This is a genomic window from Phycisphaeraceae bacterium, from assembly GCA_020851465.1.
Lineage (GTDB): Bacteria > Planctomycetota > Phycisphaerae > Phycisphaerales > Phycisphaeraceae > JADZCR01.
On sequence record JADZCR010000005.1, the window covers coordinates 243,294 to 269,386 of the forward strand.

The 26,093-nt window shown below is 55.7% G+C and carries 24 protein-coding genes; 8 read left to right on the plus strand and 16 right to left on the minus strand.

Annotated elements, in window-relative coordinates:
* Positions 1–51 precede the first annotated feature (51 nt).
* Both IT444_06090 and IT444_06095 read right to left on the minus strand, forming a co-directional pair.
* Entirely contained in the window at positions 52–480 is a 429-nt protein-coding gene (locus IT444_06090; protein MCC7192338.1) for a DoxX family membrane protein, read from the minus strand.
* Positions 481–640: 160 nt separating this feature from the next.
* Positions 641–1,708 carry a glycosyltransferase family 9 protein gene (locus tag IT444_06095; protein MCC7192339.1) on the minus strand — a complete coding sequence of 356 codons (1,068 nt, stop codon included), beginning with the start codon at positions 1,706–1,708 and terminating at the stop codon, positions 641–643.
* A gap of 66 nt (positions 1,709–1,774) precedes the next feature.
* Between IT444_06095 and IT444_06100 the strand changes: the two genes are divergently transcribed.
* Positions 1,775–2,275 (plus strand): hypothetical protein, encoded by a 501-nt coding sequence (locus IT444_06100; GenBank protein MCC7192340.1) that lies wholly within the window; start codon positions 1,775–1,777, stop codon positions 2,273–2,275.
* An 89-nt stretch (positions 2,276–2,364) separates the two neighbouring features.
* On the opposite strand, the gene IT444_06105 is transcribed toward IT444_06100, so the two are convergent.
* Positions 2,365–3,783, minus strand: coding sequence for an excinuclease ABC subunit UvrC (locus IT444_06105; GenBank protein ID MCC7192341.1), 1,419 nt, complete (start codon positions 3,781–3,783; stop codon positions 2,365–2,367).
* Positions 3,784–3,918: 135 nt separating this feature from the next.
* On the opposite strand from IT444_06105, the gene IT444_06110 reads away from it, so the two are divergent.
* A complete protein-coding gene (locus IT444_06110) occupies positions 3,919–5,586 on the plus strand; it encodes a fucose isomerase (GenBank protein MCC7192342.1) in 1,668 nt (555 codons plus the stop codon).
* Positions 5,587–5,595: 9 nt separating this feature from the next.
* On the opposite strand, the gene IT444_06115 is transcribed toward IT444_06110, so the two are convergent.
* Positions 5,596–5,778 (minus strand): ankyrin repeat domain-containing protein, encoded by a 183-nt coding sequence (locus IT444_06115; GenBank protein MCC7192343.1) that lies wholly within the window; start codon positions 5,776–5,778, stop codon positions 5,596–5,598.
* A gap of 363 nt (positions 5,779–6,141) precedes the next feature.
* Between IT444_06115 and IT444_06120 the strand changes: the two genes are divergently transcribed.
* The 5 genes from IT444_06120 to IT444_06140 all read left to right on the plus strand — a co-directional run bounded on the left by IT444_06120 (position 6,142) and on the right by IT444_06140 (position 10,668).
* Complete coding sequence (locus IT444_06120; GenBank protein ID MCC7192344.1) at positions 6,142–6,498, plus strand: STAS domain-containing protein; 357 nt, start codon at positions 6,142–6,144, stop codon at positions 6,496–6,498.
* A 32-nt stretch (positions 6,499–6,530) separates the two neighbouring features.
* Positions 6,531–6,959, plus strand: a complete 429-nt coding sequence (locus IT444_06125) for an ATP-binding protein (GenBank protein MCC7192345.1) — start codon at positions 6,531–6,533, stop codon at positions 6,957–6,959.
* Positions 6,960–7,074: 115 nt separating this feature from the next.
* Positions 7,075–7,641 carry an rRNA maturation RNase YbeY gene (gene ybeY / locus IT444_06130; protein MCC7192346.1) on the plus strand — a complete coding sequence of 189 codons (567 nt, stop codon included), beginning with the start codon at positions 7,075–7,077 and terminating at the stop codon, positions 7,639–7,641.
* A gap of 101 nt (positions 7,642–7,742) precedes the next feature.
* Positions 7,743–9,047, plus strand: a complete 1,305-nt coding sequence (locus IT444_06135) for an HlyC/CorC family transporter (GenBank protein ID MCC7192347.1) — start codon at positions 7,743–7,745, stop codon at positions 9,045–9,047.
* Positions 9,048–9,159: 112 nt separating this feature from the next.
* Positions 9,160–10,668: a cysteine--tRNA ligase gene (locus IT444_06140; protein MCC7192348.1), complete on the plus strand. Its 1,509-nt coding sequence runs from the start codon at positions 9,160–9,162 to the stop codon at positions 10,666–10,668.
* Positions 10,669–10,702: 34 nt separating this feature from the next.
* Here IT444_06140 and IT444_06145 read toward each other — a convergent pair whose 3' ends face one another.
* The 12 genes from IT444_06145 to IT444_06200 all read right to left on the minus strand — a co-directional run bounded on the left by IT444_06145 (position 10,703) and on the right by IT444_06200 (position 23,815).
* Positions 10,703–12,205: a rhamnulokinase gene (locus IT444_06145; protein ID MCC7192349.1), complete on the minus strand. Its 1,503-nt coding sequence runs from the start codon at positions 12,203–12,205 to the stop codon at positions 10,703–10,705.
* Between the two features lie 3 nt (positions 12,206–12,208).
* Positions 12,209–12,862 (minus strand): CDP-alcohol phosphatidyltransferase family protein, encoded by a 654-nt coding sequence (locus IT444_06150; protein ID MCC7192350.1) that lies wholly within the window; start codon positions 12,860–12,862, stop codon positions 12,209–12,211.
* 147 nt (positions 12,863–13,009) lie between these two features.
* Positions 13,010–14,284 carry an NAD(P)/FAD-dependent oxidoreductase gene (locus IT444_06155; GenBank protein MCC7192351.1) on the minus strand — a complete coding sequence of 425 codons (1,275 nt, stop codon included), beginning with the start codon at positions 14,282–14,284 and terminating at the stop codon, positions 13,010–13,012.
* An 82-nt stretch (positions 14,285–14,366) separates the two neighbouring features.
* Entirely contained in the window at positions 14,367–15,971 is a 1,605-nt protein-coding gene (locus IT444_06160; protein ID MCC7192352.1) for a S1 RNA-binding domain-containing protein, read from the minus strand.
* A gap of 134 nt (positions 15,972–16,105) precedes the next feature.
* Positions 16,106–16,867 carry a hypothetical protein gene (locus tag IT444_06165; protein MCC7192353.1) on the minus strand — a complete coding sequence of 254 codons (762 nt, stop codon included), beginning with the start codon at positions 16,865–16,867 and terminating at the stop codon, positions 16,106–16,108.
* Between the two features lie 54 nt (positions 16,868–16,921).
* Complete coding sequence (locus IT444_06170; protein MCC7192354.1) at positions 16,922–17,524, minus strand: DNA-3-methyladenine glycosylase; 603 nt, start codon at positions 17,522–17,524, stop codon at positions 16,922–16,924.
* A gap of 74 nt (positions 17,525–17,598) precedes the next feature.
* Positions 17,599–19,347 carry a cytochrome c biogenesis protein CcsA gene (ccsA, locus tag IT444_06175; protein MCC7192355.1) on the minus strand — a complete coding sequence of 583 codons (1,749 nt, stop codon included), beginning with the start codon at positions 19,345–19,347 and terminating at the stop codon, positions 17,599–17,601.
* 15 nt (positions 19,348–19,362) lie between these two features.
* Positions 19,363–20,520, minus strand: coding sequence for a cytochrome c biogenesis protein ResB (locus IT444_06180; GenBank protein ID MCC7192356.1), 1,158 nt, complete (start codon positions 20,518–20,520; stop codon positions 19,363–19,365).
* 48 nt (positions 20,521–20,568) lie between these two features.
* Positions 20,569–21,654, minus strand: coding sequence for a hypothetical protein (locus IT444_06185; protein ID MCC7192357.1), 1,086 nt, complete (start codon positions 21,652–21,654; stop codon positions 20,569–20,571).
* 207 nt (positions 21,655–21,861) lie between these two features.
* The gene (locus tag IT444_06190) at positions 21,862–22,287 is read right to left on the minus strand and encodes a transposase (protein MCC7192358.1); all 426 of its coding nucleotides are present in this window, start codon (positions 22,285–22,287) and stop codon (positions 21,862–21,864) included.
* 44 nt (positions 22,288–22,331) lie between these two features.
* Positions 22,332–23,411, minus strand: a complete 1,080-nt coding sequence (locus IT444_06195) for an exo-alpha-sialidase (GenBank protein MCC7192359.1) — start codon at positions 23,409–23,411, stop codon at positions 22,332–22,334.
* A complete protein-coding gene (locus tag IT444_06200) occupies positions 23,345–23,815 on the minus strand; it encodes a transposase (GenBank protein ID MCC7192360.1) in 471 nt (156 codons plus the stop codon). The genes IT444_06195 and IT444_06200 overlap by 67 nt, the downstream gene beginning before the upstream one ends.
* Before the next feature lie 307 nt (positions 23,816–24,122).
* Between IT444_06200 and IT444_06205 the strand changes: the two genes are divergently transcribed.
* The gene (locus IT444_06205) at positions 24,123–26,066 is read left to right on the plus strand and encodes a 2-oxoacid:acceptor oxidoreductase subunit alpha (protein MCC7192361.1); all 1,944 of its coding nucleotides are present in this window, start codon (positions 24,123–24,125) and stop codon (positions 26,064–26,066) included.
* Positions 26,067–26,093: the final 27 nt, after the last annotated feature.

A 26,093-nucleotide genomic window follows, 5' to 3' on the forward strand; every position in this document is an offset into this window, starting at 1 on the left:
TGCCCATCATGGCGATGAACTCAATTCCGCACTAAACGTCCTCGATGTTGCTCACGGTTTTGTGCGCAGCGTAAACAGCGATCGGAAATAGTCTCGATATGCCCAGACAAGGAAGATCTCCAGTAGGAGAACAATTAACCCCGGAACGATGCCGGCGGGGTCAAGAAAAAGATGGAAAGCGATGATGTTGACTATCACCGGTGCGATCAGCACCAACGCAAGCGGAACAAACAGATTTATTACCAGCAAAATTCCAACCACCAATTGTGTTCCCGCAATCAAGGGGAACATATAGCGCGTCTCTATCATCGCTTTCATGAAGTTGGCGACAGGTTCCGGAAGATTCGGCGGGGGTGGGAGAAAGTTCAGAAACCCATTGAGCCCAAAGACGATAAATCCAAGCCCCATCAAAATCCGAGCTGCGTGTGGAAGGAAGCGAGTCCATGACTTATGCGTGGGTGCGCTGGATGCTGTGTTCATGATGTTTCCTGTGATGTGGTATTAGCTTTCAGAAATGGTTCGGAATGACTGCATACGGATCGTCCATATGCAAACATCACCGGACAGGATACACGCGAAGGGTGGCTGGATGTGAATTCGGCCACTTATGAAATCCGATACTGAGGGGTTGGCACCTACCCTACGTTAGTTGTGACTCGACGATATTCCACACTGCATCGGGTGATACCTGCGCGATCAGGGATTGATCCTCGCGGTTACGTTGGAACGCTGCGGGGATTCCCGCTTGTTCAACACTTTCCGGCCTGACCACGCACTCCATCCGCCGATAGGGTCCGACTTGCGCGGGATCGGTAGGCCCGAAAACAGTTGCGATCGGTCGATCGAAACCGACCGCGATATGCAGAGGTGCGGAATCATTGCATACCAGCAGGCTAGTCTGGCTGAGGACCGCCATCATTTGACCGACGGTCGTTGGCGGTAGAAATAGCGGCCCCTTTTCCCCGCCAAACGTATCAAGCAGAGGTTGCACTAACTGCCGTTCTCGCGGCGAAGCCAGGACCAAACCACGATCGCCGGCACGTCCTGACTTGAGCAGGCGTCTGGTTATCTCGATATAGCGTTCGATCGGCCAGCATTTGCTGTGCCACCTTGCAGTGGGGGCAATCGTGAAGTAACGGCCGGTGATGTTGTGTTGCTCGCGCAGGTTTTCGAGCCATTCTTCGTCACCTGAACCGAGATACAGTCGCATGTCCGGGGTGGAAACATCGATACCCTCCGCCGCCAGCAGCGCGAGCATACGATCCACCGCATGGAGCTTGGGATCCACTTGATGCCGACGGTTGTAGCCGAGCCAGCCGAGTTCTCGAGCGTTGGCGTACCCGATGCGCTGAGACGCGAAGGTAAACATGGTGAACAAGCCGGAGCGGAACAACCCTTGCAGGTCGATCGCCACGTCATAGTGTTTGTGCGCCAGCCCGATCGACCATTTCATAGCCTCGGTTGCGATGCGAGGATTCTTCCGGGTTTCTCGAAAACGGTCGCGTGGGAACGCAACGGTATCCGTAAGTGCAGGATGATGACGCACTGCGTCGAGTAAAGAATCCTGGATGAGCCAGTCGATGGAAGCGGAAGGCAGTGCCTTGCGCAATGCGGCGAGCGCGGGGACGGTTCGGCTCACATCACCCAGAGCAGAAGGGCGGATGAGCAAGACACGGCTGGCCTTAAGCAGGCTGTCGGTCGCGTGCATGCGGTGAGTAATATAGACGAATCAAGGAAGAATCCCCCGCAGGTTAAAGCGGAGCCTCCTGACGTCATGCCGAGAGACCGGAAAAAAATCATACGGTTCACCGTACAACTCATCACGATTGTGCTGATGGGAGCAGCACTATTCGCATGCGGCAAGGGTGGCAACGAATCGTTGGATCAGTTTCAGTCCCGTTGGTATGCGGCGATAAATGAAAACCGCATCGCTGACCTCTACGACATGCTCGACTCTGCGACACAGCGACAGATCAGGCAGGACCTCGAAGCCATGCGAGGTGCTACCGAGGAACAGCAACGTATCGTTATCAATCAGCTCGGCGGTGCGAAGATCGGAAAGCTCACCGAGATATCGCCTAAGGAATATTTTGCGAGGCTGTGGGAATTAGCGTTTCACGGCAAAAAGCCGACTATGAAAATCGAAGCCCAGAGCACCGACGCTGCTTATATGGTTCTGGGGCTCGATGGCAAACGCGAGCGAATTCGCTTAGTCATAGAAGGCGGCAAATGGGTATGGGTGCCCCCGAAGATCATGACGCTCTCTGAGGGGTAATCGCCGAGGTGCTGTCAAGAGATCTCGCATCCATGTTCGACTTTTTGTGATGCGGTCGCAGACTCGCCGACAAGAGGTGCGACTCTATTTCATCCTCTGTCATCTTGGCCGTGTGGAGGTTCGAGCATCGTTGGTGGATGAACTCGTTTCTTCTTTCCAGCGGGGCGGGGTTCCTGACCCAGAGTTTTTTTTCGTCGCAGGATGTGGTGGTAATGCTGTGCAAATCGATGGGACTCGTCACGGATCGCCTGACAGATCCGCAAACCGAGATGCGTTCGACTCAGGCGAATTGGTTCACTTCGTGCCTGCGTGTAGATGATTTCTTCCTTCTTGGCCAGTGAGATGACCATCGGCGGTTTTACGTTGAGCTGATCGAACGCTTCGAGGGCCGCGTGGAGTTGCCCCAGTCCGCCGTCAATGATGATGAGGTCCGGGTAAAGCTCGCCGCCTTCGCCGGCTTCACGGTAGCGTCGGCTTACGACTTCGCGGATGGCCATGTAATCATCATTTCCGCCTGGAACACTCTGGATGCGGTATCGGCGGTACTCGTTTTTGAACGGCCTGCCGTCGATAAACGTCACCTTTGATCCCACCGTCTCACCTCCTTGAAGATGAGCGATGTCGATGCACTCAATCAGGCGGATCGGTTCAGTCATTCCCAGTGCTTTGCGCAGAGATTCCAACCCCTTGCGCGGTTCGATTCGGAATGCTTCAGCTTCAGGCTGCCACCGATCTTTCTGTGATCCGCGGTGATCGAGTTTTTCCAGAGCCTTGAGTTGATCGCGCAAGACCGCAGCACGTTCGAAATCCAGGGCTTTTGCGGCAGACTCCATCTCGTCCTGCATTTCCCTTTGCATGACCGATCGTTTTGATTCGAGAAACCGCACAAAGCGTGCGATATCACGAGCGTACTCCGATTGGCTGATTCGTGCCCCGCAGGGAGCGGTGCATTGCTTGATCGGATATAGCAGGCAGGGGCGAAAAAAGCGTCGCTTGTCGTCATCTGCGCGGATTTCCAGATGGCAGGTGCGAAATTTGAAAACGCGCTGAAGCAGCGCGATCGACTCTTTCAGCGCGTACACGCTTGTGAACGGCCCAAGTACCTTGGCACCCTTGAACTCCGGCGCATTCGGTTGGCGCGAGATAAAAACTCCGGGGAAGTCATCCTTGATCGTGATGATCAGGTACGGATAGGTTTTGTCATCCACGAGTTGTGCGTTGAAACGCGGGTGGATGTCTTTGATGAGCCGATTCTCCATGAGGAGGGCTTCCCACTCACCTTCGCATTCGATGTGATCGAAGTCATGGACAAAGTCGAGCAGACTTTGTTTTTTTCCACCCAGCTCAGCGGAAGGCACGAAATAGCTCGATACACGATCGGGAAGACAGCCAGCCTTACCAACGTAAACGACCCTACCGCGGTCGTCCTTCATCAGGTAAACACCAGGGACTTTGGGAAGTTTCCGAGCCTTGTCGAGGAGAGATTTGAGCCGTTCGCCGCGCTCCATGCGGGTGGATTATAGCGCGTGGCATTTGATGAGATCGAAGGACACTACTACGGATCCGATTGTTGGGAATTAAATAATCCGATTGTGGGTGTTTCCTGCGGTATCATGCTCAACCTCTAACAGGGAGTTTTCTATATGTCCGCATATCACCTACCCCCCTCACCTCAGACCAACAAGCTTGGCAAGAAGCGGGTTCAACTCATCGCTAACGGAGATCTACGCCTCTCCGCCAATCAGAAATGCTGGCCGGCTCAGAAAGCAATGGAGGAGGCTCTGACTCAAGCCGTCGAAGCATCGGGTTACTTCCTCGTGCGGGCGCATCCCTACAAAGAGGACCAGAAGCATGGCTTCATTGGTTCACAAAAAGAAGGCATGGAAGTTTTCCGCTCCATTGATCCTCATGCGCCTCTCATCGTGGCTGAGGCTGTGTGGCAATATTCGCACCACGTCCTGCATGGGCTGACGACGCATAAAGGGCCGATCCTTACTGTCGCTAACTGGTCAGGTACTTGGCCGGGACTTGTCGGCATGCTGAACCTCAATGGTTCACTCACAAAAGCGGGTGTGAAATACTCCACACTCTGGAGTGAAGACTTCAGCGAGATCAGCTTTCGCGACAAGCTGCTTCACTGGTTGCGCAACGGCAAGGTCAAGCATGACACCAGCCATGTGACCTCGTTCAAGCATGTGAAGGTCGGCAGTTCAGAGCGACGTCTTGCTGAGGCATTGGCGGTACAACTCCGCCGTGACAAGGCCATCATGGGTGTTTTCGACGAAGGCTGCATGGGGATGTTCAACGCGATCATTCCCGACGAGTTGCTGCATTTAACCGGCGTGTTCAAAGAACGTCTTTCGCAAAGCGCACTCTATGCCGAAACGCTTCAAGTCTCGGATGACCAGGCCAGAGGGGTACGGCAATGGATGGAACAACGCGGGATGAAGTTCATCACAGGGCCGAATGAAAACAACGATTTAACCGACGCGCAGATTCTCCAGCAGTGCAAAATGTATGTGGCCGCTCTGCGCATCGCGGACGACTTTGGTTGCCACACGATTGGTATTCAATATCAGCAGGGGCTTAAGGATCTGTTACCTGCAAGTGATCTGGTCGAAGGGACACTCAACAATTCAGAGCGGCCGCCTGTTCGCAGTCGCGACGGCCGACGTGTGCTTTATGAAAATGAACCGCTGCCTCATTTCAACGAAGTGGATGAGTGTGCAGGGCTTGATGGTCTGCTGACCTATCGTGTCCACAAAGCCATGAACCAACCCGTCGAAAACACCCTGCATGATCTCCGGTGGGGCGACTGGGACCAGAGCAAGACGGTGAGCGATTACGTCTGGGTGTTTCTGATCTCCGGCAGCGCACCTCCCGCCCATTTCGAAGGAGGCTGGAAGGGTGCCAGCAGCGAGCGGCAGCCGAATATGTATTTCAGACTCGGAGGCGGCACACTCAAGGGAATCTCAAAGCCCGGCGAGATTGTCTGGAGCCGAGTGTATGTCGAGAAGGGCGAGTTGCGGATGGACCTGGGACGCGCCGGGGTAGTGAGCCTTCCCGCGGAGGAGACGCAGCGCCGCTGGGACGCGACGACTCCGCAGTGGCCGATCATGCATGCGGTGACTTATGGCGTAACCCGCGATCAGATGATGGCACGGCACAAGAGCAACCACATTCAGGTGGCATACGCGAACTCTGCAGAGGATGCCGATAAAGCTCTGCTCGCTAAAGCAGCTCTGGCCAATGCGCTGGGCCTGAAGGTGGCGTTGTGCGGAACGAAGAAGAACGGTAAAGGATGGGAATAGGCGAACCTGCTATTCCTTGCCGCCGTGTTCCTTCAAAAACTTAGCGATCTCTTTCTGGCTGAATTGCAGTGCAACACCCAGCGGGGTTTTGCCGTAGATATTCCGCTCGTTCACATCACGGCCGGCATTGATGTGGGCCTTGACTTGGTCCATATTTCCTGTCTTTGCGGCTTTGTGAATGGACATCTGCATAGTTTGCTCCCCCGAAGGTTGCGCCTTGGGTTTAGAAAAACGTGATTGATCCGCGAACAAGCGGACAAATATTATACCTGAATTTCACGAAAAATACACTGGCATCATTGAGACATTGAGGAGATGACTTGGCGATTCGGGGATCTTTGTTGAGCTAATTAGCCCTGAAAATCAGGGGGTTTTCGCGTCTTAATGGGGGCATGACGGAGGTGTTCCGAGTAGTTGGTTGCCACGATTTTTGGAGTTCCGTTTCTTGACACTCTCCGTGTAGAAATTTACAGTTCAACGCGACACGAGGCCCTGCCGACACTCGGAGCTCTCCCGGTCTTTTCATACCGGGGCAGACTCCCCGGAGACCGCGCGATGGCAAAAGATTCACGGCTCTCAATCATCCGAGAGCAAGAGATGATTCGCATTGGATTCCTCGACCGAAACATCCTCGAGGAGGCGTATATTCAGCAGATCGGCGAGGAAATTGCCCAGATCATTGACCAGACCTCTAATCCGAGGATTCTTATCAGCTTCGCCAATGTTGAACATCTTTCCTCGGCTGCGTTGGGTACGCTGATCACCGTCAATAACAAGATCCGTCAGAAGGGCGGCCAGTTGAGACTGTCCGACATCGATCCGCAGATATACGAGGTGTTTGTGATTACCAAGCTGAATAAACTTTTTCAGATCCACGACACCGCGGATAAGGCCGCCAAGAGTTTCAAATAACGCCGTCGAGCGACTAGCGGGAGGCTGGCTTGATGGCGAAGCCGAAGACAAAGAAATTATCCGTACCCAGTACGTTGACCGACGTGCTGAAGGTACAGCAACAGATCATCGCCGATGCGGCGGCGCAAGGCTTTAGTGACCATGCGCGCTTCGCCATTCGTCTGGCATTGGACGAAGCATTGAGTAATGCGGTTAATCACGGCAACAAAGGCGATTCGTCAAAAAAAGTCCATGTCGAATACTCGGTGTCTGACGACGAGGTAGTGGTTTCAGTCGCTGATGACGGCCCCGGATTTAACCCCGCTGCTGTGCCCGACCCAACTCTCGATGAGAATCTCGAACGACCGCACGGCCGAGGTGTCATGCTCATGCGGGCGTATATGACCGACGTCTCGTTTAATTCCAAGGGCAATTGTGTGACGCTGGTCAAAAAGCGGAACTGCAAATTGCCGCACGCTTGATCAATGATTCAACTTGTGTGAACGGACTAGTTCAGTGCCGACAGCTTTACGCGATACCTTGCCATTTAATTTTCCTCACACGTTGCTGTACGAAATTGCTTGAGTAGAGCGATACTTGCCCCCAAAACGTGCCAACCCGAAGTTGCGCATCCAACTCCAACAAGACACTCCTGGCCCGCATCCACCGCTGACTCGTTGGCTTCCTGCTCAACTTAGAAAGCTTGCGCTTCTCGCAGGGGTGAAATCAGGGTCTTTGACCGTCGTGGTGGTTAATGATGCCAGGATGGCGGAACTACATCTTCGATATTCCAATGTTCCGGGTACGACGGATGTGCTTACCTTTGATCTGCGCGGAGGTTTTGGAAAAGGACCGGCCAGACCCAGTACTCAATTTCCAAGAAGTCATATCGAGGGTGATGTTGTTGTCTGTCTTGATGTCGCGGCCCGGGAAGCCAAGGTCCGTCGCAGAGCTGTGCGATTGGAAGTCCTTCTTTATGCCTTGCATGGCCTCCTGCATCTGATTGGATACGACGACCACACGCCGTCGGGTTATCGAGCAATGCATCAACAAGAGGATTTTTTGTTAACACAAGCTGGGATAGGATCGTTATTTACGGATGATTTTCAAAAACGCAGGAAAACTGGTGTTGGTGTATCCAAAAAACATTCCAAGTCTTTCTGAACCCCTCCGCGCTATATCGGCTATCATTTGCCGGTTTTGACAGCTTGTCAGCCCCGGCTGGCGGGCCTGATCACTAGAGCGGCCCGGGGACGAGATACTTCGTGAGCGACCCATCCCTTTGGATCGCGGTGTTGGCAGCTCTGCTGAGCGGTTACGTCTCAGCCCTCCATCTCGCGCTTCGTAGTTTCAGTCGTATTCGACTAACCGAGGAATTGGAATCCCGCGGCCAGTCGTCACATTTCGACCTGCTTACCGAAAAAACCGACAAGCTTCTGCTCATGACCGGCACGCTCCGTACGGTCTTCAACATCATCACTCTGCTGGCGGTGCTCCACCTGATCGATCAGGAATTTTTCTGGGACGATTGGATCAAATACCTCGCAGCTTTTGTCATCACGACGCTGGTGATCTCGCTGTTGGGAGTCGCGGTGCCGACGAGCATGTCCCTGCACCTGCCGGAAAAGCTGTTATCTCGCTCGGCTCGTCCGCTGGAGGTAGGCCTGCGGATATTTACCCCGTTTGTCCGCCTGCTGGAGATTGTGGACCCATTGGTGCGCAAAGTGTCGCGCGCCGATGCAAACCCACCGGAAGAAAATGCAGTCAGTGCTGAAGTGATGTCAGTTGTCGAGGAACACTCCGAAGAAGGTGAAGTCGATTCGGTGCAGAAGCAGATCATTACCGCTGCGTTTGATCTGCCGGTGACTACCGCGGATGAGATCATGACGCCGCGCACGGAGGTGCAGGCTATTCCGATCAATGCCACACTTGCCGATGTCAGTGAGGCGATTTTGCGCGACGGCCACAGCCGCATACCTGTTTATGAAAAAACCATCGATAACATCATCGGCATCCTTTTCGCCAAGGATGTGATTCAGTACGTGACCAACCCGCAGGCATTTAACCTTCGCAAAATTGTTCGGACACCGCTGCTTGTTCCGGCAACAAAATCCGTTCGTGAACTGCTGGCGGAGTTCAAGTCACGCAAGCTCCACATGGCCATTGTTCTAGATGAATACGGCGGAACGGCCGGCCTCGTGACCATTGAAGACATCATTGAGGAAATTGTCGGGGAGATTCAGGACGAGCATGAGCACACCGCTCCGAGTGAGCCGAAAATCCAATGGATCGATGAACGCACCGCCGAGGTGGATGGTCGGGTCCATATTGACGACCTGAGCAGTGCGTTGGATCTTGCTGTACCCGATGGTGCTGACTACGACACGGTAGGGGGGTTCGTTTTTTCAACACTAGGCCACATCCCAGCGGTGGGTGAGACTTTCAACCACGCCAACCTCCGCTTCACGGTTACCGATGCCAAGCGCACGCGGATTGAACGGGTTCGTGTGGAGAAACTGGAACCGGAAAAGACACCGGATGAATCCCTGGAGGCAACGCAGGAGTCATAGGCCGCGGATCATTGACGGCTCCGGGCGTGGGTTCGGCGTTGTGATTTCCAGTTATCTGATAATTGATTGACGCATGACCGCATAGCGCAGCCTCTGCTAAACTTCCCCCCTCATGCCGATCCGTTTTTACAACACGCTCACGCACCAGATGGAGGAGTTCACGCCGAGCGAGCCGCCGCTAGTCACGATGTACAACTGCGGACCGACGGTTTACGACTTCGCTCACATTGGTAACTTTCGCGCGTTTGTTTTTGCCGATGTTTTACGACGGTTCCTGGAGCTTTCAGGGTTTGATGTCCGTCAGGTGATGAATCTCACCGATGTCGGCCATATGACCGACGATCAGCTTGCTGACGGAGGCGGTGAAGACAAGATGCAGCTTGCTGCGAATCGGCTCAAAGCAGCAAAAAAGCAAGGCGTGGCACACGCAGCAAACATCGTCAATCCCGATGATCCGTACGAAGTCGCACGGTTTTACATCGATGCTTTTCTTGACGACGCCAAAAAGCTCGGTCTGAAAATCGTGGATGATCCGCGTGATGAACGTGGCATTCCGAAAAACATGCCGCGAGCAACCGAGTATGTCGGCCGAATGATGAAACTGATCCTGCAACTGGTTGAGAACGGCTATGCGTATGTCTCAGCCGACGGAGCAGTTTATTACAGCGTCGAAAGTTTTCCTGAGTACGGTCGGCTCAGCGGCAACACACTCGACCGGCTGCGCGGCGGTGCGGGTGGACGAGTCCAGGCAGAACATCAGGCTCAAAAGCGCCATCCAGCGGATTTCCTTCTCTGGAAGACAGACTCCACCCACATCATGAAATGGGAGAGTCCCTGGGGTGTTGGATATCCCGGCTGGCACATTGAGTGTTCCGCGATGGCGATGACACTGTTGGAGCGGGAAACAATCGATATTCATACGGGTGGTGAGGACAATATTTTCCCTCACCACGAATGCGAAATCGCGCAGAGCTGCGGCGCGACTGGACGCCCGCGGTTTGCGAACTACTGGATGCACACACGGTTTCTGCTGGTCGAAGGCGAAAAGATGTCCAAGAGCAAGGGCAACTTTTTCACCGTGCGCGACCTTCTATCCAAAGGCGTCGATCCCGCAGTCATTCGCTTTGAACTGCTCAAAGCTCACTACCGATCCAACATGAACTTTACGACCAAGGGTCTGGAAGATTCCGCCAGCGCGGTGCGGCGACTTCGTGATGCGGCTGCCAATTTTGAACGAGCAGCTTCCGCTGGGTCATCCGGGAGCGTGGACCTGTCGGTCGAGGAACAACCCATCGTGACGCAATTCAAGGAGTATCTGGCCGATGACTTGAATATGAGCGGTGCGCTGGGAGCAGTGTTCAAATGGCTGAGCGAAAGTCATTCACAACCTGCTGAGTCACTGGCTGCGTTACGGAAACTTGACAGCGTATTAAATGTCCTCAATCCGTCCACGGTAACCGGCGACGATGGCGGTGCTGCGGCAAAGTGTGCTGCGATCGATGCGGCTCGCGCAGCAAAGGATTTTGCAACCGCGGATCGCCTGCGTAAGGAATTACAGGCGGACGGCTACGAAGTGATGAACTCGAAAGCAGGCACCACCGCGAGAAAAAAACTGGCGTAGTCATGCTGCCGGTTCAGTTATGCCGTCGAGCCAATCACCGAATGTATGCGGCAAATCGTTCCCCCGCCTGATTAAACGCAGTGCTGTTGCGCGGTTCATAAGTGACCGGCTTAAATGACTTGCGAACAATCGCACGAAGGTGAACCAGGTTACGGACTTGGCCTGCTCCGATTGCCTGTGTCAGGGCGTTTCCGACTGCCGTTGCCTCGTAGGGGCCGACAATAACTCGCCGGTTGATTGCATCGGCAGTCATTTGATTCAGCAGTGTGTTTTGTCCGCCGCCACCAACGATATGCAACACGTCAATCTTTTTTTCAATCACACTTTCGATCCGATCGAGTGTGCGTCGATAAGTCAGCGCGAGACTTTCCAGACAGGCGCGGACGTATTGGCCGGGTGTTGTCGGCAGTTTTTGGCCGGTCTGTTTTGCAAATTGTGCGATCTTTGCAGGCATATCGCCCGGCGAGGCAAATGGCGCGTAGCCCGGATCGACCAGAGTGCGGAAGGGTTCAGCCTTGGCAGCCAGATCAGTGAGCTGTTGATAGGAAAACTCCTGCCCTCGCCGCGCGAAGTCACGCCGACATTCCTGCACAAGCCACAGTCCCGCGATATTTTTGAGAAAGCGGATCTTCCCGCCCACGCCACGCTCATGGGTGAAGCCAGCCTGACGCGCTGCTTCATTGAGCTTAGGCCGATCAATTTCAACACCCATAAGCGACCAGGTGCCGCTGGAAAGATACGCCCAGTTTTTGCTTTGCGATTCATCGACGGGTACCGCGGCTACCGCGCTGGCGGTGTCGTGTGAACCGGGCACGATCACGTCGAGCAGGCCGACTTCTGCGTTGGCTGCGATCTCTGCGCGGAGTTTTCCAATCCGTGTACCGGCTGGCACGATCTTTCCCAGTGCGCGAGTCGGCAGACCGAGACTTTTAAGCAGACCCGTCGCCCATCGTCCGCTGCGCGGGTCGATCATCTGCGAGGTGGATGCGATGGTGGCTTCAACGTGCGGTTTGCCGCTGAAAAAATAATGCAGCAGGTCGGGCATAAAAAGCAGACGGCCGCCCTGATTGGCCAGCTCCAGCAGACCCGGTTCGCTCTTTTTTGCAGCTACGAGCTGGAAAAGTGTGTTAAAGGGCATGAACTGGATGCCGGTCGCTTGATAGATCGATTTCTCACTCAGTTTTTTCACCGTTGCCGCCATCGCGGGCCCGTTGCGTGTGTCTCGATAGGCGAACGGAATGCCGAGCAATTCGCCACTGGCTCCGATCAAGCCATAGTCCACCCCCCACGTATCCACACCCAGTGAAACGAGTTTGATTTTTTTCTCTTTCGCAAGCTTGCCGCATTTACGGAGACCTTCGACGAGATTGGCCCAAAGCTCGGTGAGGTTCCAGTGCAGACCGGAGGGCAGCCGTTGCGGGGTATTGAGAAAGCGATGCGCCTCGGTAAGTTCGAGGCGGTCATTGGATAAAACCGCGAGCATCGCACGGCCGGATTCAGCTCCCAGATCAAAGGCAATGTAGCCTGGTTTCGGCATGGGTTAAGACCTTTTTACTTTCAACGCCTTTGCCGCACCGGTGATATACGGCACGCCACTGAGTACGGTAGCAATCACCGTTGTGTAAACCACAATATCGCGCAGCCAGAGCATCCAGCCGTGGCCATCCTGCCAGGGATCGAGCCAGATGATCATGAGGATCGTTGCAATGGTGGCCGATTGGAGGAACATTTTTAGTTTGCCGAAAACATTGGCGGCAAACTGCACTCCCATGCTTTCGAGTTCACCTCGCACACTGGTGACCAGCAGTTCACGCGCGAGGATGAGTGCGACCATCCAGGGATAAACGCCGGTAATCATGTTGTCGGGTACGACACTGAAGACACCTTTTATGTTGCCCGCATGTGTATCCACGAAGCGCGGACCGGCGAGGTAGATGAAGGCTCCGATGATGAGCACCTTGTCCACGAAGGGGTCCATTATCCTGCCGAAAGTACTCTCGACCTTCCACCTGCGTGCGAGGTAGCCATCGAGCACATCGGTCATGACCGCCACGAGGAAGAGACAGAAACAGAAGATCAGAACCCAGCTTCGGTCATTGGTATCGCGGTAGCGATAGAGATTCAGCACGACGAAAAAGACGCCGGCCAGAAGAAGCCGAAGCACCGTGAGCTGGTTTGGAAGCTGTCGGTACACGCAAGTGAGAGTTTCGAGCGGCGGGGATGAAAGAGCAAGTTCAACCTTGCGGCGATTCAATGACTAAAACAGAAATAGATGGTCGCTTCTCGCGGGTTGGTTGGAGCTTCTGATTGGCGCAACACATTCGTAGTCAGGCAAATCGAATCATTCGTGATTCAGGCTCAGTGCAGCATGTATTCCCGCCAGTCGGCCTGTATTCCACGCCCATTGGAAGTTGTAACCGCCGATCCGACCATCTACATCCAAAATCTCACCACAAAGAAAAAGACTCGGACATACACGGGAAGCCATCGTGTTCACGTTGACTTCCGCCAGCGGCACTCCGCCAGCGGTAACCTCGGCAAACAGATAGCCCCGATCTCGCACCACCGGCAATGGCAGGGCGGTGAGTTGATGAATGAGGGCGCGACGCTGTTCGCGCGGGAGCTGACCAAGCTCGGTGGACGATTTAGTGCCGACTGCGACGCACAATGCATCGGCAAGCCGTTCGGGGAACCATTGGCGGAGAAACGCCGCGGTGTTGGTCTTAGCTCGTGCAGCGGCAGCGGCAGCGGCTATAAATTTCTGTTCAACTTCCTCGAAAGATTGACCGGGCAGCAGATTGGCACTGAGTCGCGATTGTGGATCACTTTCGTGGGCTGCGATCCAGTGGCGGCTGATGTCCATGATGGCCGGCCCACTCAATCCGAAATGAGTCAAGAGCATGTCACCTTGCTGTCGGTGCAGGATTTTTCCGGTGGCACTTTGCAAAATAAGCTCAACCGTGACACTGATGCCGCTGAGCCCGGTGAGCCAGTGACGGTCGGGCAGGACGAGTGGAACCAGAGCGGGAGTGGTGCGGGTGATCCGATGCCCCAGTGAACGCGCCAGTTGGTAGCCATGGCCATCGCTGCCGGTGTTCGGCAGGCTCTTTCCACCGGTGGCGAGGATGACGCTCCTCGCGGTAACGTCACCCTTCGCAGTGTGAAGCGCAAATAAATCGTTCACTTTGCCGATAGCTTCGACACGAGTTTCTGTCCGAATCTCCGCGCCAGCATCGGCCACCGCTGAGAGCAACGCATCGAGAACCGTCTGCGCACTGTCAGTGGTGGGAAAGAGCTTGCCGGTTTCCTCTCGCTTGAGCGTAACGCCATAACGATCGAAAAAAGCAATGACTTCATCAACGGTGAAGGTGCGGAGCACTTTTGCAATCTGGTTGCGATTACCGCCAGCGAAATCTTCGGGAAGCACTACGTCGTGTGTGATATTGCAACGACCTCCGCCCGAGACCAGAATTTTCGCGCCGACCTTTCTCGCCCCATCAAATGCCGCGATACGGAGAGATGATTTTGACTGGTGCTGCTGTCGTCCCGCAAAGGCCGCAGCCATGAGTCCGGCTGCACCGGCACCAACAATGGCGATGTCAAGCGTTTCAGGCACGGGGAAATTTTAGTGAGATACGAAGCATGAAACGCGATACACACACACGCGAGGAACAGCGTCGAGAGCCCGATCCGAGCCGCTACAACCTCAAACTACCCAATCCCTGTCCCAGCGCACCGGAACTGCCGAGACCTCCCTTACCTGGCCTATCGATCTGCTTCTTGGACGGTTTGCCCGTTGCTGCGTTTGGTTTTGCAGCAGGCGCGGCTGAATTCGTCTCGGCAGGCGGCGGTTCCTTCACTGCCTTGAGCGAGAGACGAATGCGGCGATTCTCCTCATCCACATCCAGCACGCGGAATTGATGCTTCTGGCCTTTTTGCAGGATATCCGTCACCGCGCCGACCCGTTTGTCTGTCAATTCCGAAATATGTACGAGACCCTCGACGCCTGGCTCAAGTTCTACGAACGCACCGAAGTCGGTCGTGCTAAGTACTGTTGCGTCAACGAGTGCGTGCTTGGCGAATTTCCGCTCCGCACCGACCCACGGATCGCCTTGGGATTGTTTGAGGCTCAGGGAAATTCGGCGCTTTGCTGGATCGACCTGGAGTACCACGAGGCGGAGCACGTCACCTTCCTTAACCATGTCGGACGGTTTGGCGTTGCGCTTCCATGACGTCTCACTGGCGGGCAGCAGGCCTTCGACGCCCGGCTCGATTTCGATGAACGCGCCGAAGTCTGCTGTGCGCATCACACGTCCGCTGACGTGTTCCCCGGTCTTGATACGTTCGCTGATGCCATCCCACGGATCAGGCGCAACTTGCTTGAGGCCGAGGCTGATGCGTTCTTTCTCGCGGTCGAGCTTCAGGACTTTGACGCTGACCTTGTCGCCGACTTTCACCAAGTCGGTGGGTTTGGCGACATGTTTGTAGGACATATCGCTGATGTGGACGAGTCCGTCCACTCCGCCGATATCCACAAAAACTCCGTAATCCATGAGACTGGTCACGGTTCCTTCGCGTGTCTGTCCCGTCTCGAGTTCCTGCCAGAGTTTTTTTCGCTTTTGTGCGCGATCCTGTTCCAGATGGGTGCGCCGACTGAGGACAACTTTCTTGCCCTTGCGGTCAATCTCCTGGACGACAGCATGGACCTTCTGGCCGACGTACTGTTCGAGATCGTTGGTGTGATGCAAATCGACCTGGCTGGCAGGCATAAACGCACGAATACTGCCGACCATCTCCAGTTCCAGACCACCCTTGTTGGTCGAGACTACACGTGCCTCGACGACAGCACCCTTGTGCAGGGTGTCCCAGGTCGCGCGGGTTACCGCGCCTTCACGGGACAGGTGGACGAGACCCTCGGCTTCGTCGTAGCGTTGAACGACAAAGTCCATGATTGAGCCGAGGCGCGGCGGCCGCTCGAACTGTTGAAGGGATACAACCCCCTGATTTTTCCCGTCGATCCCCGCCAACTCGATGAATACGTCATCACCGCTGATCGACGTGATTCTGCCGCGTTTGATCTCCATCTCAAAACGCTGCGCATCGCCTTTGGGCGTAGCGCCGTCGCCGGCATGTCCACCCTCACGATCCAAAGCATCAGAGCTTTCGGAGAGTGCGGGTTTGGAGGATTCATCCATCAGTTGTTCGACGCTCTTGCCACCCAGGGCCTCGGCGAGCTCGCGCTCGACTTCGGCATCGATCTGAGACGCATGAACGTCCTTGCGGGTCGGGTCGGTCTGACTCATGACTGGTCCGAAAAAGAGAAGCTAAACCACCGCCACAAGCTTACCCGCGCAGCGGGAGTGGCGAAAGTGCGGGTTTGCACGCATGGCCGCAAAAGTCGAATCACGTCGTTTGAATAAACACATGGGTTCTGGATTTAACCGGCAGTTTCCGGCGGGGTGCTGCGAGCCAGCGGTGCAGGCTCTGCATGTGTTTCTCGATAAGATCGCCATGCGTCTTCGACCTGCTCAGCATTCAAAGCGGTGATATCGTCCGGCAGCGGCTCACTCAATAGAGGCAAAGCTCGTGAATGTTCTGCCAGCGCGAAGCGCAATGAAGCAGTGTCGTGAGGAATTGGTTTCGTCACCTCATTGATTGAACCGACTGCGAGACACGCCATTCCGTATTCATGAGCAGTATCGATTGCACGAAACCGCGCTGTCTGATCGCCCAATGAGTAGGGCAGAACAAGCAGTCGCGCGCCGGTACGTTGAGCGATCCATTCGATCTCACGGGCATCGCCGTGCGCCAGACCGATCTCGCCGATCAGACCTTCATCGCGCAGCGCTCTCATGGCTTGCAGCATCCCGCCACCTTTGAGATCAACCGTAAGATCAATCCACATGGTCAGCACGTCGATGCGCTGCCGTCCCAGCGCAGCGAGCTTTTTCTCCACAAGGCCGCGGACGCTGCGTGAAAACGGAGGCTCGTGGAATCCGACCATGATGGGCAGGCTCTTGAGAAATGGCGCAGCTGCGCGAAGTGTCTCATCATCATCTTCGGGCGTTGCCACAATCAGACTAGGACGTACGTTGATGTAGTTGGCACAGGCGGGCAGCATCGTAATCCGCCACGCACACAGCCCCACCTTGAATGAAAGTGGGCTGAAGGGATGTTGCGACCAGGGAATTGCGTTCATGTCGTATCGATCCGCTTTAATGCCCAGCCGCCGAATATTTGAGATGACGGCTGACTATTTACGGCTCACGTATGGATTATTTTTCAGGTAAAACCGCAATGGTTTATGAGCCCATTCCTGAGCGTAGCTTACTCCGACCCTCGCGGTCGTGACGATTTGCTCAGGAGGGTATTCACTGCGCCGCACGCGCTCGATGAAAAGCGCGTGACTGGTGGCAAGGTCCAGACCGTCTTGCTCGCGTGTGATGTTGAGAGCTGAGCAGAGTCTGGCAGGGCCTGAGCAAAGCGTAGCAGTACGATCCGGCCCGCCGCGGTTGATGCTCATGATGTCCAGGCCGTCCACAGGTTCAAGAGCTCGCAGCAGCACTGCTACTGGTTCTCCAACATTGCCCGCGACGACATTCATGCAGTAGTGCATGCCGTAGGTGAAGTAAACGTACGCAGTCCCGCCATCCTTCCACATCGAGGCTACTCGTGCTGTGCGGCGACCGCCAAAGGTGTGCGCCGCACGATCGGGAATACCCAGATACGCCTCCGTCTCGACGATGAGGCCCGCCAGCCGCCGACCGTGATCGATCCGCACGAGCCGTTGGCCGAGCAGGGATCTGGCGACGCTGACAGGATCACGGCGAAAAAAGGAACGAGACAGACGGCTCATGGTGTGACAAATAACGAAGAATGATCGAGCGTGTGATTCTTTCAACGAGGAGTCAGACAACTGCTAATTGCGGACTATACCGGCGAAGCGATAACGCTTCGTGAGGGTTTGGCTGGATGTGCCTCACTCGTAACGCTTGCGATGGTGCTCCTCCAATACCGCAATGGGAGCAATCCCAGGCTTGCGATGACTAGCTGACTGACCACAAACGTCACGAGCCACGGCAAAGCCCTTTCCATAAAACCATAGGAATGCAGGCCGACGCCGAGCATATTGACTCCGAACCAGCTCCACGCGGTGACGATATTGCCGATGACCGCCAGTGCTGCGATGCCGCGTTGTCGAACCATGCCTCCCCATCGGGCATGGAGGATCAGCGCATTCATCAGGACGACCAGCAGCGCGCCGTTTTCCTTGGGATCCCAACCCCAGAATCGTCCCCATGACTGGTCCGCCCAGATGCCGCCCAGGACCGTCCCGACGAAACTGGCGAGCATGGCGAAGCAGACGATGCCATAGATCATTCGAGACAGAGATTTGCTGTTCTCTTTGGTCAATGCCGAGGTGAAGACTCCGCCGATGAGATAGACGATGCCCAATGCTCCCGCGAGAAAACTGGATGCGTAGCCGAGGCTGACGACCACCACATGCGTTGACAGCCAGAGATTGGTGTCGAGGACAGCGATGACTGCTTCGAGATCATCACCGTCGGACAGGTTATGAGCGATGATTAACGTGACCATGCCGACGAGTCCCGCCGTCGCGCTGCCGACGCCGTTGCGGTAGATCCATTCGAGAACGATCGCCAGGAGGACGGCACCAAACCCGACAAAGAGGGATGACGCATAGAGATTGGTGATCGGCGGATGACCGTGCAGGTAAACCCGCAGTCCCATGGCCCCGGTGTGGGCAAGGAATGCGACACCGAGCACCGCCATCGCAGCGCGACGTAGTGCGTCTCCTTTTGAGTTTCGGGCTTGATGTTGGCCGTCCGCGTTGTTTGCCGGGAACAGCCAGGAAAATGCTGCGAGCAGGAACACCACGACATAAAGAACAATTGTGTATAGGAACGGCTGCGCCAGACGGAAATAGGATTCGAGGGCGGCGAGTGAAGCCAGTTGTGGTGACTGCTTTTCAACTTGCGCCAGGTGAGCGGCGACGGCGGCGTTGAACTCACTGGGTTTCTGATCGTGATAGGCCCGCAAAATCGTGAAGAATGACCGGACCGCCTCGTCATTCTGCTGCGCTTCCATCGACATGGCCTTAGGCCCAGCCTCGCCGATACGCTCAGCTTCCACCTTCGAGTACACAGGCACAAAGGCGGTAAGCTCTGACAGCGAGCGGTACGTGAGTATCTTCTGGCTCAGAGTCATCACCAGATTCTGATATTGGCTGCGGCGTGAGGATTCAACGGATCGCGCTCGTTCGTATTGATGCTGGAGTTTCTCGCCACCCTTCGTCACCGTGTGGATCGAAAAATATTTTTCCTCATCGTCTTGCGTACCGATGAGCGTCTTTAGCTCAGGATGATCGATGCGGATGACCGGATAGTCGTCGGCAATTTCCGGGCGAGTGATCGTATCGAGTAACCACCGCGTCGCGGACATCGGCTTTTTGTTGACGGCAGTACTTTGGTTCGAACTGATGCGGTGGAGCGTCGTCCGCGCAACCGTTTCGATCGGCTTGACCCGGCCGTTATGCAATACGGGAATCCGACCAAATGCTCCCAGATCGTAAAGCGACTTTTCGGCGCGGGGCCGCGATACAACGATGATAAAAATCAACGCTGAAACTGCGGCGAGGATGGGTATGAGGCGTTTCATGAGGTAAAAAATAGGCTACGCCTGTCTCCTCCGTAAAAACGTCACAAGATTCGGTACAAAGTGCAGGATCATTCCGCCGCCGACCAGGATGCACGCGATGTAAGGCAGAATGGCCGCGGGGTTATCCACGATCTGAAGCACCGTTGTATCCGCCATTGGCGCGCCAGCCTGATAGAACGTCTCACCTCGATATCGCAGCGGATGATTCATGTAGATTTCCGCTTCACGACGTTCGTTTCGCTGAGGATCACGGAGTATGACCCTGCTGGCGTATTGTCGGGCGATATTGCTGCCGGGATATTTGTCGTGCTCGAAATCCACGAGAGTCAGCGAGTAGGGTTTTTGATATCGTCGGAAGTCCAGACCAATCCGGTAGGTCTTATCACCAACTTTGATCGTCTGCTCCGTGAGGTGAATCGACACGAGCCAGAGCCCTAGATCCTGATCACCACGGCTCAGGCGCAGGTAAGCGGAGGGGAAGTTCACTTTTTCGAGGCTTAGCTCATCGGGGAGTTCCGCAATAAGCCGGTTTGCGTGCTGGCCGGCCGTCGCGTGAACCACCGTGGGTGGAACTTTCTCCATCGGACCCACGAGTCGGGAATTTCGATAGTAGCGTTCAACGCGAATTTCAAAGGGCAGCCGACTGTCTGTGATTACTTTGCCAGGCAGCAGCCGGGATTGCGGCACGGCGATAAGCGTGTCGTGAAGCGGATTAGAGGTATCAATGACGATCAGTTCAGGATGGCGGACATCTTGAGCCACACTGTTGGTTTGCCCTTCTTGAATAGCCATCTGCATTTCAACGGCGAACATTCCGGTAAAGAGTTCGCCCAGCAGGATGAGAATGATGCCCAGATGTATGGCGATGATGCCGACTCGCTTCCACGAAAGCTTGAATCGCACCGCATGGGCTGCAAGAAGATTGATCAGCATCAACCCGCCGATGACATAACCTCCCGGTACGGGGATTTTCACCGGAAAGTTGATCCGGTATCCGGGAAAGAGCGTCATCCCGCTGGACCAGATGACGAAGCAGCGGAAATAGTCGCGTTGAACGGCAAGGATATCCTGCCCGCTTTGTGCGATGGTGCCGAAATAGACCAGTAGCATCGCGGCCGACAGGAGCGGCACGGTGAGGCGAAGCGATGCGATGGAACGTAGGTCGGATTTCATTCTGGTGGCGGTACCTGTCACGATTCCGTTTTGTAGTTCATGGTCAGCTTAAAACTTCGTTGATTGCACCAAGGCTTCAAATCTGGATTTTTCTCGTTGTAATGCGGTACGACTGCCGGTCATTTTGAATACCCAGGTCACATTGTCGTGCGCTACCAGGCTGACCCCCATCGCCTGCATGGTGGCAGGTTGATCCTCCGCACCGACGATGTAAATGAGCAGGCCCGCGTTTTCACCAACGAAGAAGGATTGAACGACGCCTTCAGGGATTTGAGTGACGGGATCGAGACCGACTTGCTGCCGCCAGCGGTTGAAGTTATCGAGAGGCTTACCGACTCCGCCGGGGAAGGCAGTAACGGCTATTTCCACGCGATCGTCACCATCACCAGTGTGAAATGTGGCAATCCGGGGCGGTGTAGAGGAATCTTCACGGACCCAGCCAGTCGGTGTGGTCCATGTCGGTATAGAACTGGGCACCGCGGGCGGCGGAGCGGTTGACGCAGTCTCTCCAGGCTCAATGATTTTGATCGAGCGGAGAAATGCGTCAAAACTTTCTTTCTGGCTGGTAATCACGTCGAGTGGGCCGGTGAGCTTGAAAAACCATACGCGGCCAGGACGCGGAATGATCGCGCCTAGCATGCGATGGGAAGGAGGAGTGGCAGATGTTTCAGACTCACCCATCCGCCCCTGGAGATCGATGGACAGGCCGACGGCATTCACGGATTGGAACATCACCCCTTCACGTTCAAGGTCAGCATCCGTCGTCGGGCTCAGGTGAAGTTGCCCCCGCCAGCGGTTGACGTTAGCCAGGATGTTCGCCGCATCCCTTCCCGAATCGGAGGCGGAACTGGTAGGAAATTGAAAAACGGTCAGCTCGGCCGGGGTGTTGGGCGTGGTTCCGGGAATGGTGAAGGCCGCATAGCGCATCCCACTGGCAGGCTGGGCTGTCCATCCGGTTGGAACTTGCCATTCGATGCGTGGCTCGCTGGAGTTAGCGGCTGTATTGGCTGTATCCGGGGCTTGCGTGGTCGTCGGTGACTTGGGCACGACTTCCACGCGGATATTGTCGTCTTCACAGCCGGTTACGAAGGCGGAAAGAGCGGTCAGGGATAGTAAAAAAGCGTAACGAATCAAGGTTTAGCCTCAGGAACGGCGGGAGAGGCGGAATTGTAGGATGCCGTCGCGGAGTCTGCGCTGGCAAGGCCACCCGGAAAGCCAAAAAACACGGAAGAATGCCGACCTGCACATGACTGAGGATTTGATGCCAATGCTCGGGTTGCAGCCTCGGAAAGTGAGGCTGCGATGGCTATGCCCCGATGGCTTCAAATGTTTGTCGTGCGGTTAATGGAGAGCTGGTCGGCACGTTGCGATGCTCAGATCCGGTTCGTCAAGGCACAGATCGATCTGCCTCAGGCCCAGCCCCCCGACTACCTGCCGCATCACCGGATCGACGCAAAGGTGGTCGGTGTCGTTGAGGTCGTCGTAACCCGCCAGACGACTGTAGATCGACTGCCGCAGCAGCGCCGTCATCGAGTGGCGGATGTTGGTACCCCTGCGCCAGTCGCTCAGCATTGCGCCAGCCAGCGACGTCAGTGCCAAGACGTCATCGAGGTTCCGGTAGACCAGTAGGCCGCCGTCGCTGCCGACCGTCGCGCCGTGGAACTCCAGCCGGACTGAGCCGTCAAAACCAAGCTTTAGAGCGTCCGTAGTTCGTTTGTAGCACGAACGGCGCTTATTTGGGTTGCGATGCGAAAAACACCATGAAATACGGCCTCAATCGCAACTTGGTTCCATCAAACCTGCAAGGTCATTCAGGAAATCTGGGATGAACGCAGTCTCATATCGCATTCCCTAAAGCTATACCCCCGGATGTGGCCGTTGGGTGCGTCGTCCACGATGTAATTCACCACATAAATCTCGCCATCCTCAAACTGCACGAAGCCTGAGTATCCGGTGTCGGAAGCGGGGCTGCGGTCGAAGTCTATCGGCATGATGCGTGTGTGGGTCTGGTTACGTTCTTCAGCCAGGCAGGAGTTGACGTCCGTCAAAGCAGCCATGAAGTTCTGCGTCCACCAGCCGGTCCAACCTTTACCGCCCTGGCACAGACGGAAAGTGATTAGCACGTTGCCTGATTGCAGCACCTGCGCAACAGGGCGGTGGCATCCGGGCAGGGGAAAGTGGCAGAGAGGGCCCCATGTTTGACCGCCGTCGCGACTGATGGTTTTGAATGCGTCGAGGCCGGCCATGCTGTTTTCGCGAAGGAAGCACACCAGTTCGCCACCAGGCAGTTCGGCGATGCTTCCTTCGCAGAGTTTCAACGCCGGGTCGTGGGCGACCAAGTGCGGCCCCTGCCAGGTCTTGCCCTGGTCATCGCTGGACCAGACACGTTCTTCCCAGCGATCCTGCCCATCGGCCTGACGTCTATGATGAGCCGCCAGCAGCCAGCGGTTTTTGTGAGCGCCATGCTTGAGGACGATCAGTTGGTCGGGCACGATGCCCACGACCGGTGTGGCGACAGGCTCACACCATGTCTGGCCCTCATCTTCGCTGAAGTAGAGCCAGTTACTTTGTTCGCCACGCGCTTCGCTGGCACCTTGCAACCGATCGATAACCACGACTTGGCGGCCATCGGGCAGGGTGGTGATCCGTGGGCAGTTCCACCACACCTGCTTATCCTCGGTCCAGCGAAGCGGCTCGGTGATGGCGCGCTTCGGGCTCCATGTGCGGCCACGGTCGGATGAGTCAGCCACCATGATGCGTGTGTAGTCGCGGTTGCCATGGTGCGTGCACTCAGCAAACACGCAGACAAGCCTGCTGGACTTTGTCAGGGCCACATCGGGCCAAGCTTCATAGATGCTGTCGTCACGGCTGATGATGAATTTTTCGAGCATGACGATATGGCCTTTTGTATTGCAGTATGGGGGCAGACAAACGGGACATAACTGATATTGGGGACGGGCATCCCTGGTTCTCCGCTTCTTAGGCCTGCCCGGCCCCCGACTACCTGCCGCATCACCGGATCGACGCAAAGGCGGTCGGCGTCGTTGAGGTCGTCGTAACCCGCCAGACGACTGTAGATCGACTGCCGCAGCAGTGCCGTCATCGAGTGGCGGATGTTGGTGCCCCTGCGCCAGTCGTTCAGCGCCGTACCGGCCAGCGCGGTCAACGCCAAGGCGTCATCGAGGTTCCGGTAGGCCAGCAGGCCGCCGTCGCTGCCGACCGTCGCGCCGTGGAACAGCAGCCGGACTGAGCCGTCAAAACTGAGCTTTAACGCTTCCTTGCGTGCTTCACCCATTGGGTGGCTCTTCCATGGGGGTACGATCCCGAAAACACCATGAAATACGGCCTAAAACGCAACTTAATTCTATCAAACCTGCAAAGTCATCCAGGAAATCCTAGATAAAGATCGAGCAAGATCGAGAAAACTACGATATCCGCGTTTGCAGACGTGATTAGGAAGGGAGGCGGTAGATTTTGGGGCGAATTTTCGCCGATATGCAGGGGATGGGGACGACGACTGGCAATCCCGCCGGTTTCGTCTAGAATACTCGGCCCCACACACCTTCCTACCTTTGGTTTTTTGACCAGGAGCAGAAAGCGGTATGACTGCCGGCACACAACAACCGCGTGAAAAGAAGCAAATTAAGGGCGTCAATTCGGCTGTGGTCCGTTTCGCCGGTGACTCAGGCGACGGCATGCAGTTGGCGGGGACACAATTTACCGATACGTCTGCGATCCTCGGAAACGACATCGCGACGTTACCCGACTTCCCCGCGGAAATCCGTGCTCCAGCAGGTACGGTTGCTGGTGTTTCAGGATTCCAGATCAACTTCGCCGCAACCCAGATTCATACACCCGGCGACACGGTTCACGCATTGATCGCGATGAACCCCGCTGCATTCAAGGCCCATATCGACGACGTTGAGGTGGGTGGAATCGTCGTGGTCAACGACACGGAGTTCGACAAGGTCAATCTGAAAAAAGCTGGCTATCCGGAAGGCTACAACCCGCTGGATGACGAGAAGTTCATCCACGGCTACAAGCTTTATCGTGTGCCGATCACCAGGCTCAACGCCGAGGCATTGGCCTCGACGGGTATGGGGGCGAAAGACGTCGAACGCTGCAAGAATATGTTCGCACTGGGACTGGTTTACTGGCTCTATGATCGGCCGCTCGACACCACGATCGGCTATCTCGAAGACTACTTTGGTAAGAAAAAGAAGCTGCCGCAGGTTGCTTCAGCAAACGTCACCGCGCTACGGGCGGGCTATTACTTCGGCGAAACGGCGGAAATCTTCCCGGTACGCTACACCGTAGCCAAAGCCCCGATCACTCCGGGTAGATACCGCAAGATCACGGGCAACGAAGCGATTGCGATGGGACTGGTCACCGCCAGCAAACTCGCGAAAAAAGACCTTATTTATTGCAGCTACCCGATCACACCCGCCAGTGACATTCTGCACAGCCTCGCGTCGATGCGGAACTTCGGTGTCAAGACGATGCAGGCTGAGGACGAAATTGCTGCGGTCTGTGCCGCGATTGGCGTCTCTTTCGGCGGTCAACTGGGTGTGACCGGAACCTCCGGCCCTGGATTGGCTCTTAAGAGCGAAGCGATCAACCTGGCGATCATGACTGAGTTGCCGCTGATCATAGTCAACGTCCAACGCGGCGGTCCCTCGACCGGCCTGCCTACTAAAACCGAACAGTCCGACCTTCTCCAGGCGATCTTTGGTCGAAACGGCGATTCGCCTCTGGTGGTCGTCGCGCCGCAATCGCCAGCCGATTGCTTTGATACCACTATCGAAGCCGTTCGCGTGGCGATACGGCATATGGTTCCCGTCATCATCCTCAGCGATGGCTACATCGCCAACGGTGCCGAGCCATGGCGCATACCTGATGCGCACAGCTTTGAACAGATCGAGGTGCGCCATCCGAGTGACCCTGCGAAATTCCAGGCGTATTCCCGTGACGAAAACCTCGCACGTCCGTGGGCGGTGCCCGGGATGAAGGGGCTCGAACACCGTATCGGTGGGCTTGAAAAGCAGGACATCACAGGCAACGTGAGCTACGACGCATCCAACCACCAGCGGATGACCGATCTTCGTCGTGAAAAAGTAGAAAAAGTTGCTGACCACATTCCGACGATCGAGCCGCATGGCGACCACACCGGTGAACTGCTCGTCCTCGGCTGGGGCGGTACCTACGGATCAATTGTCACTGCGGTCGAAGCCTGCCGGAAAAAAGGCATGAGTGTTTCGGCTGCTCATCTGCGATGGCTGAATCCGATGCCCAAAAACCTCGGCGAGGTGCTGCGTCGGTTTAAGAAAGTGCTTATTCCCGAATTGAACACCGGCCAGCTTCGACTGCTTATCCGAGGCAAATATCTCGTGGATGCCCGCGGCCTCAACAAAGTGCAAGGCAAGCCGTTCCTCGTGGAGGAGATTGAACAAGCGATCACACAAATGCTTGATGGCCGGTGGGGTGACGCTGAATTTCAGTCGCCTCGTCGTCATCAGATCAGTGCTGCAGAAGAAGCGGCAGGGTAAAAGTCGGGGGTCTGAAATTCCTGTGAA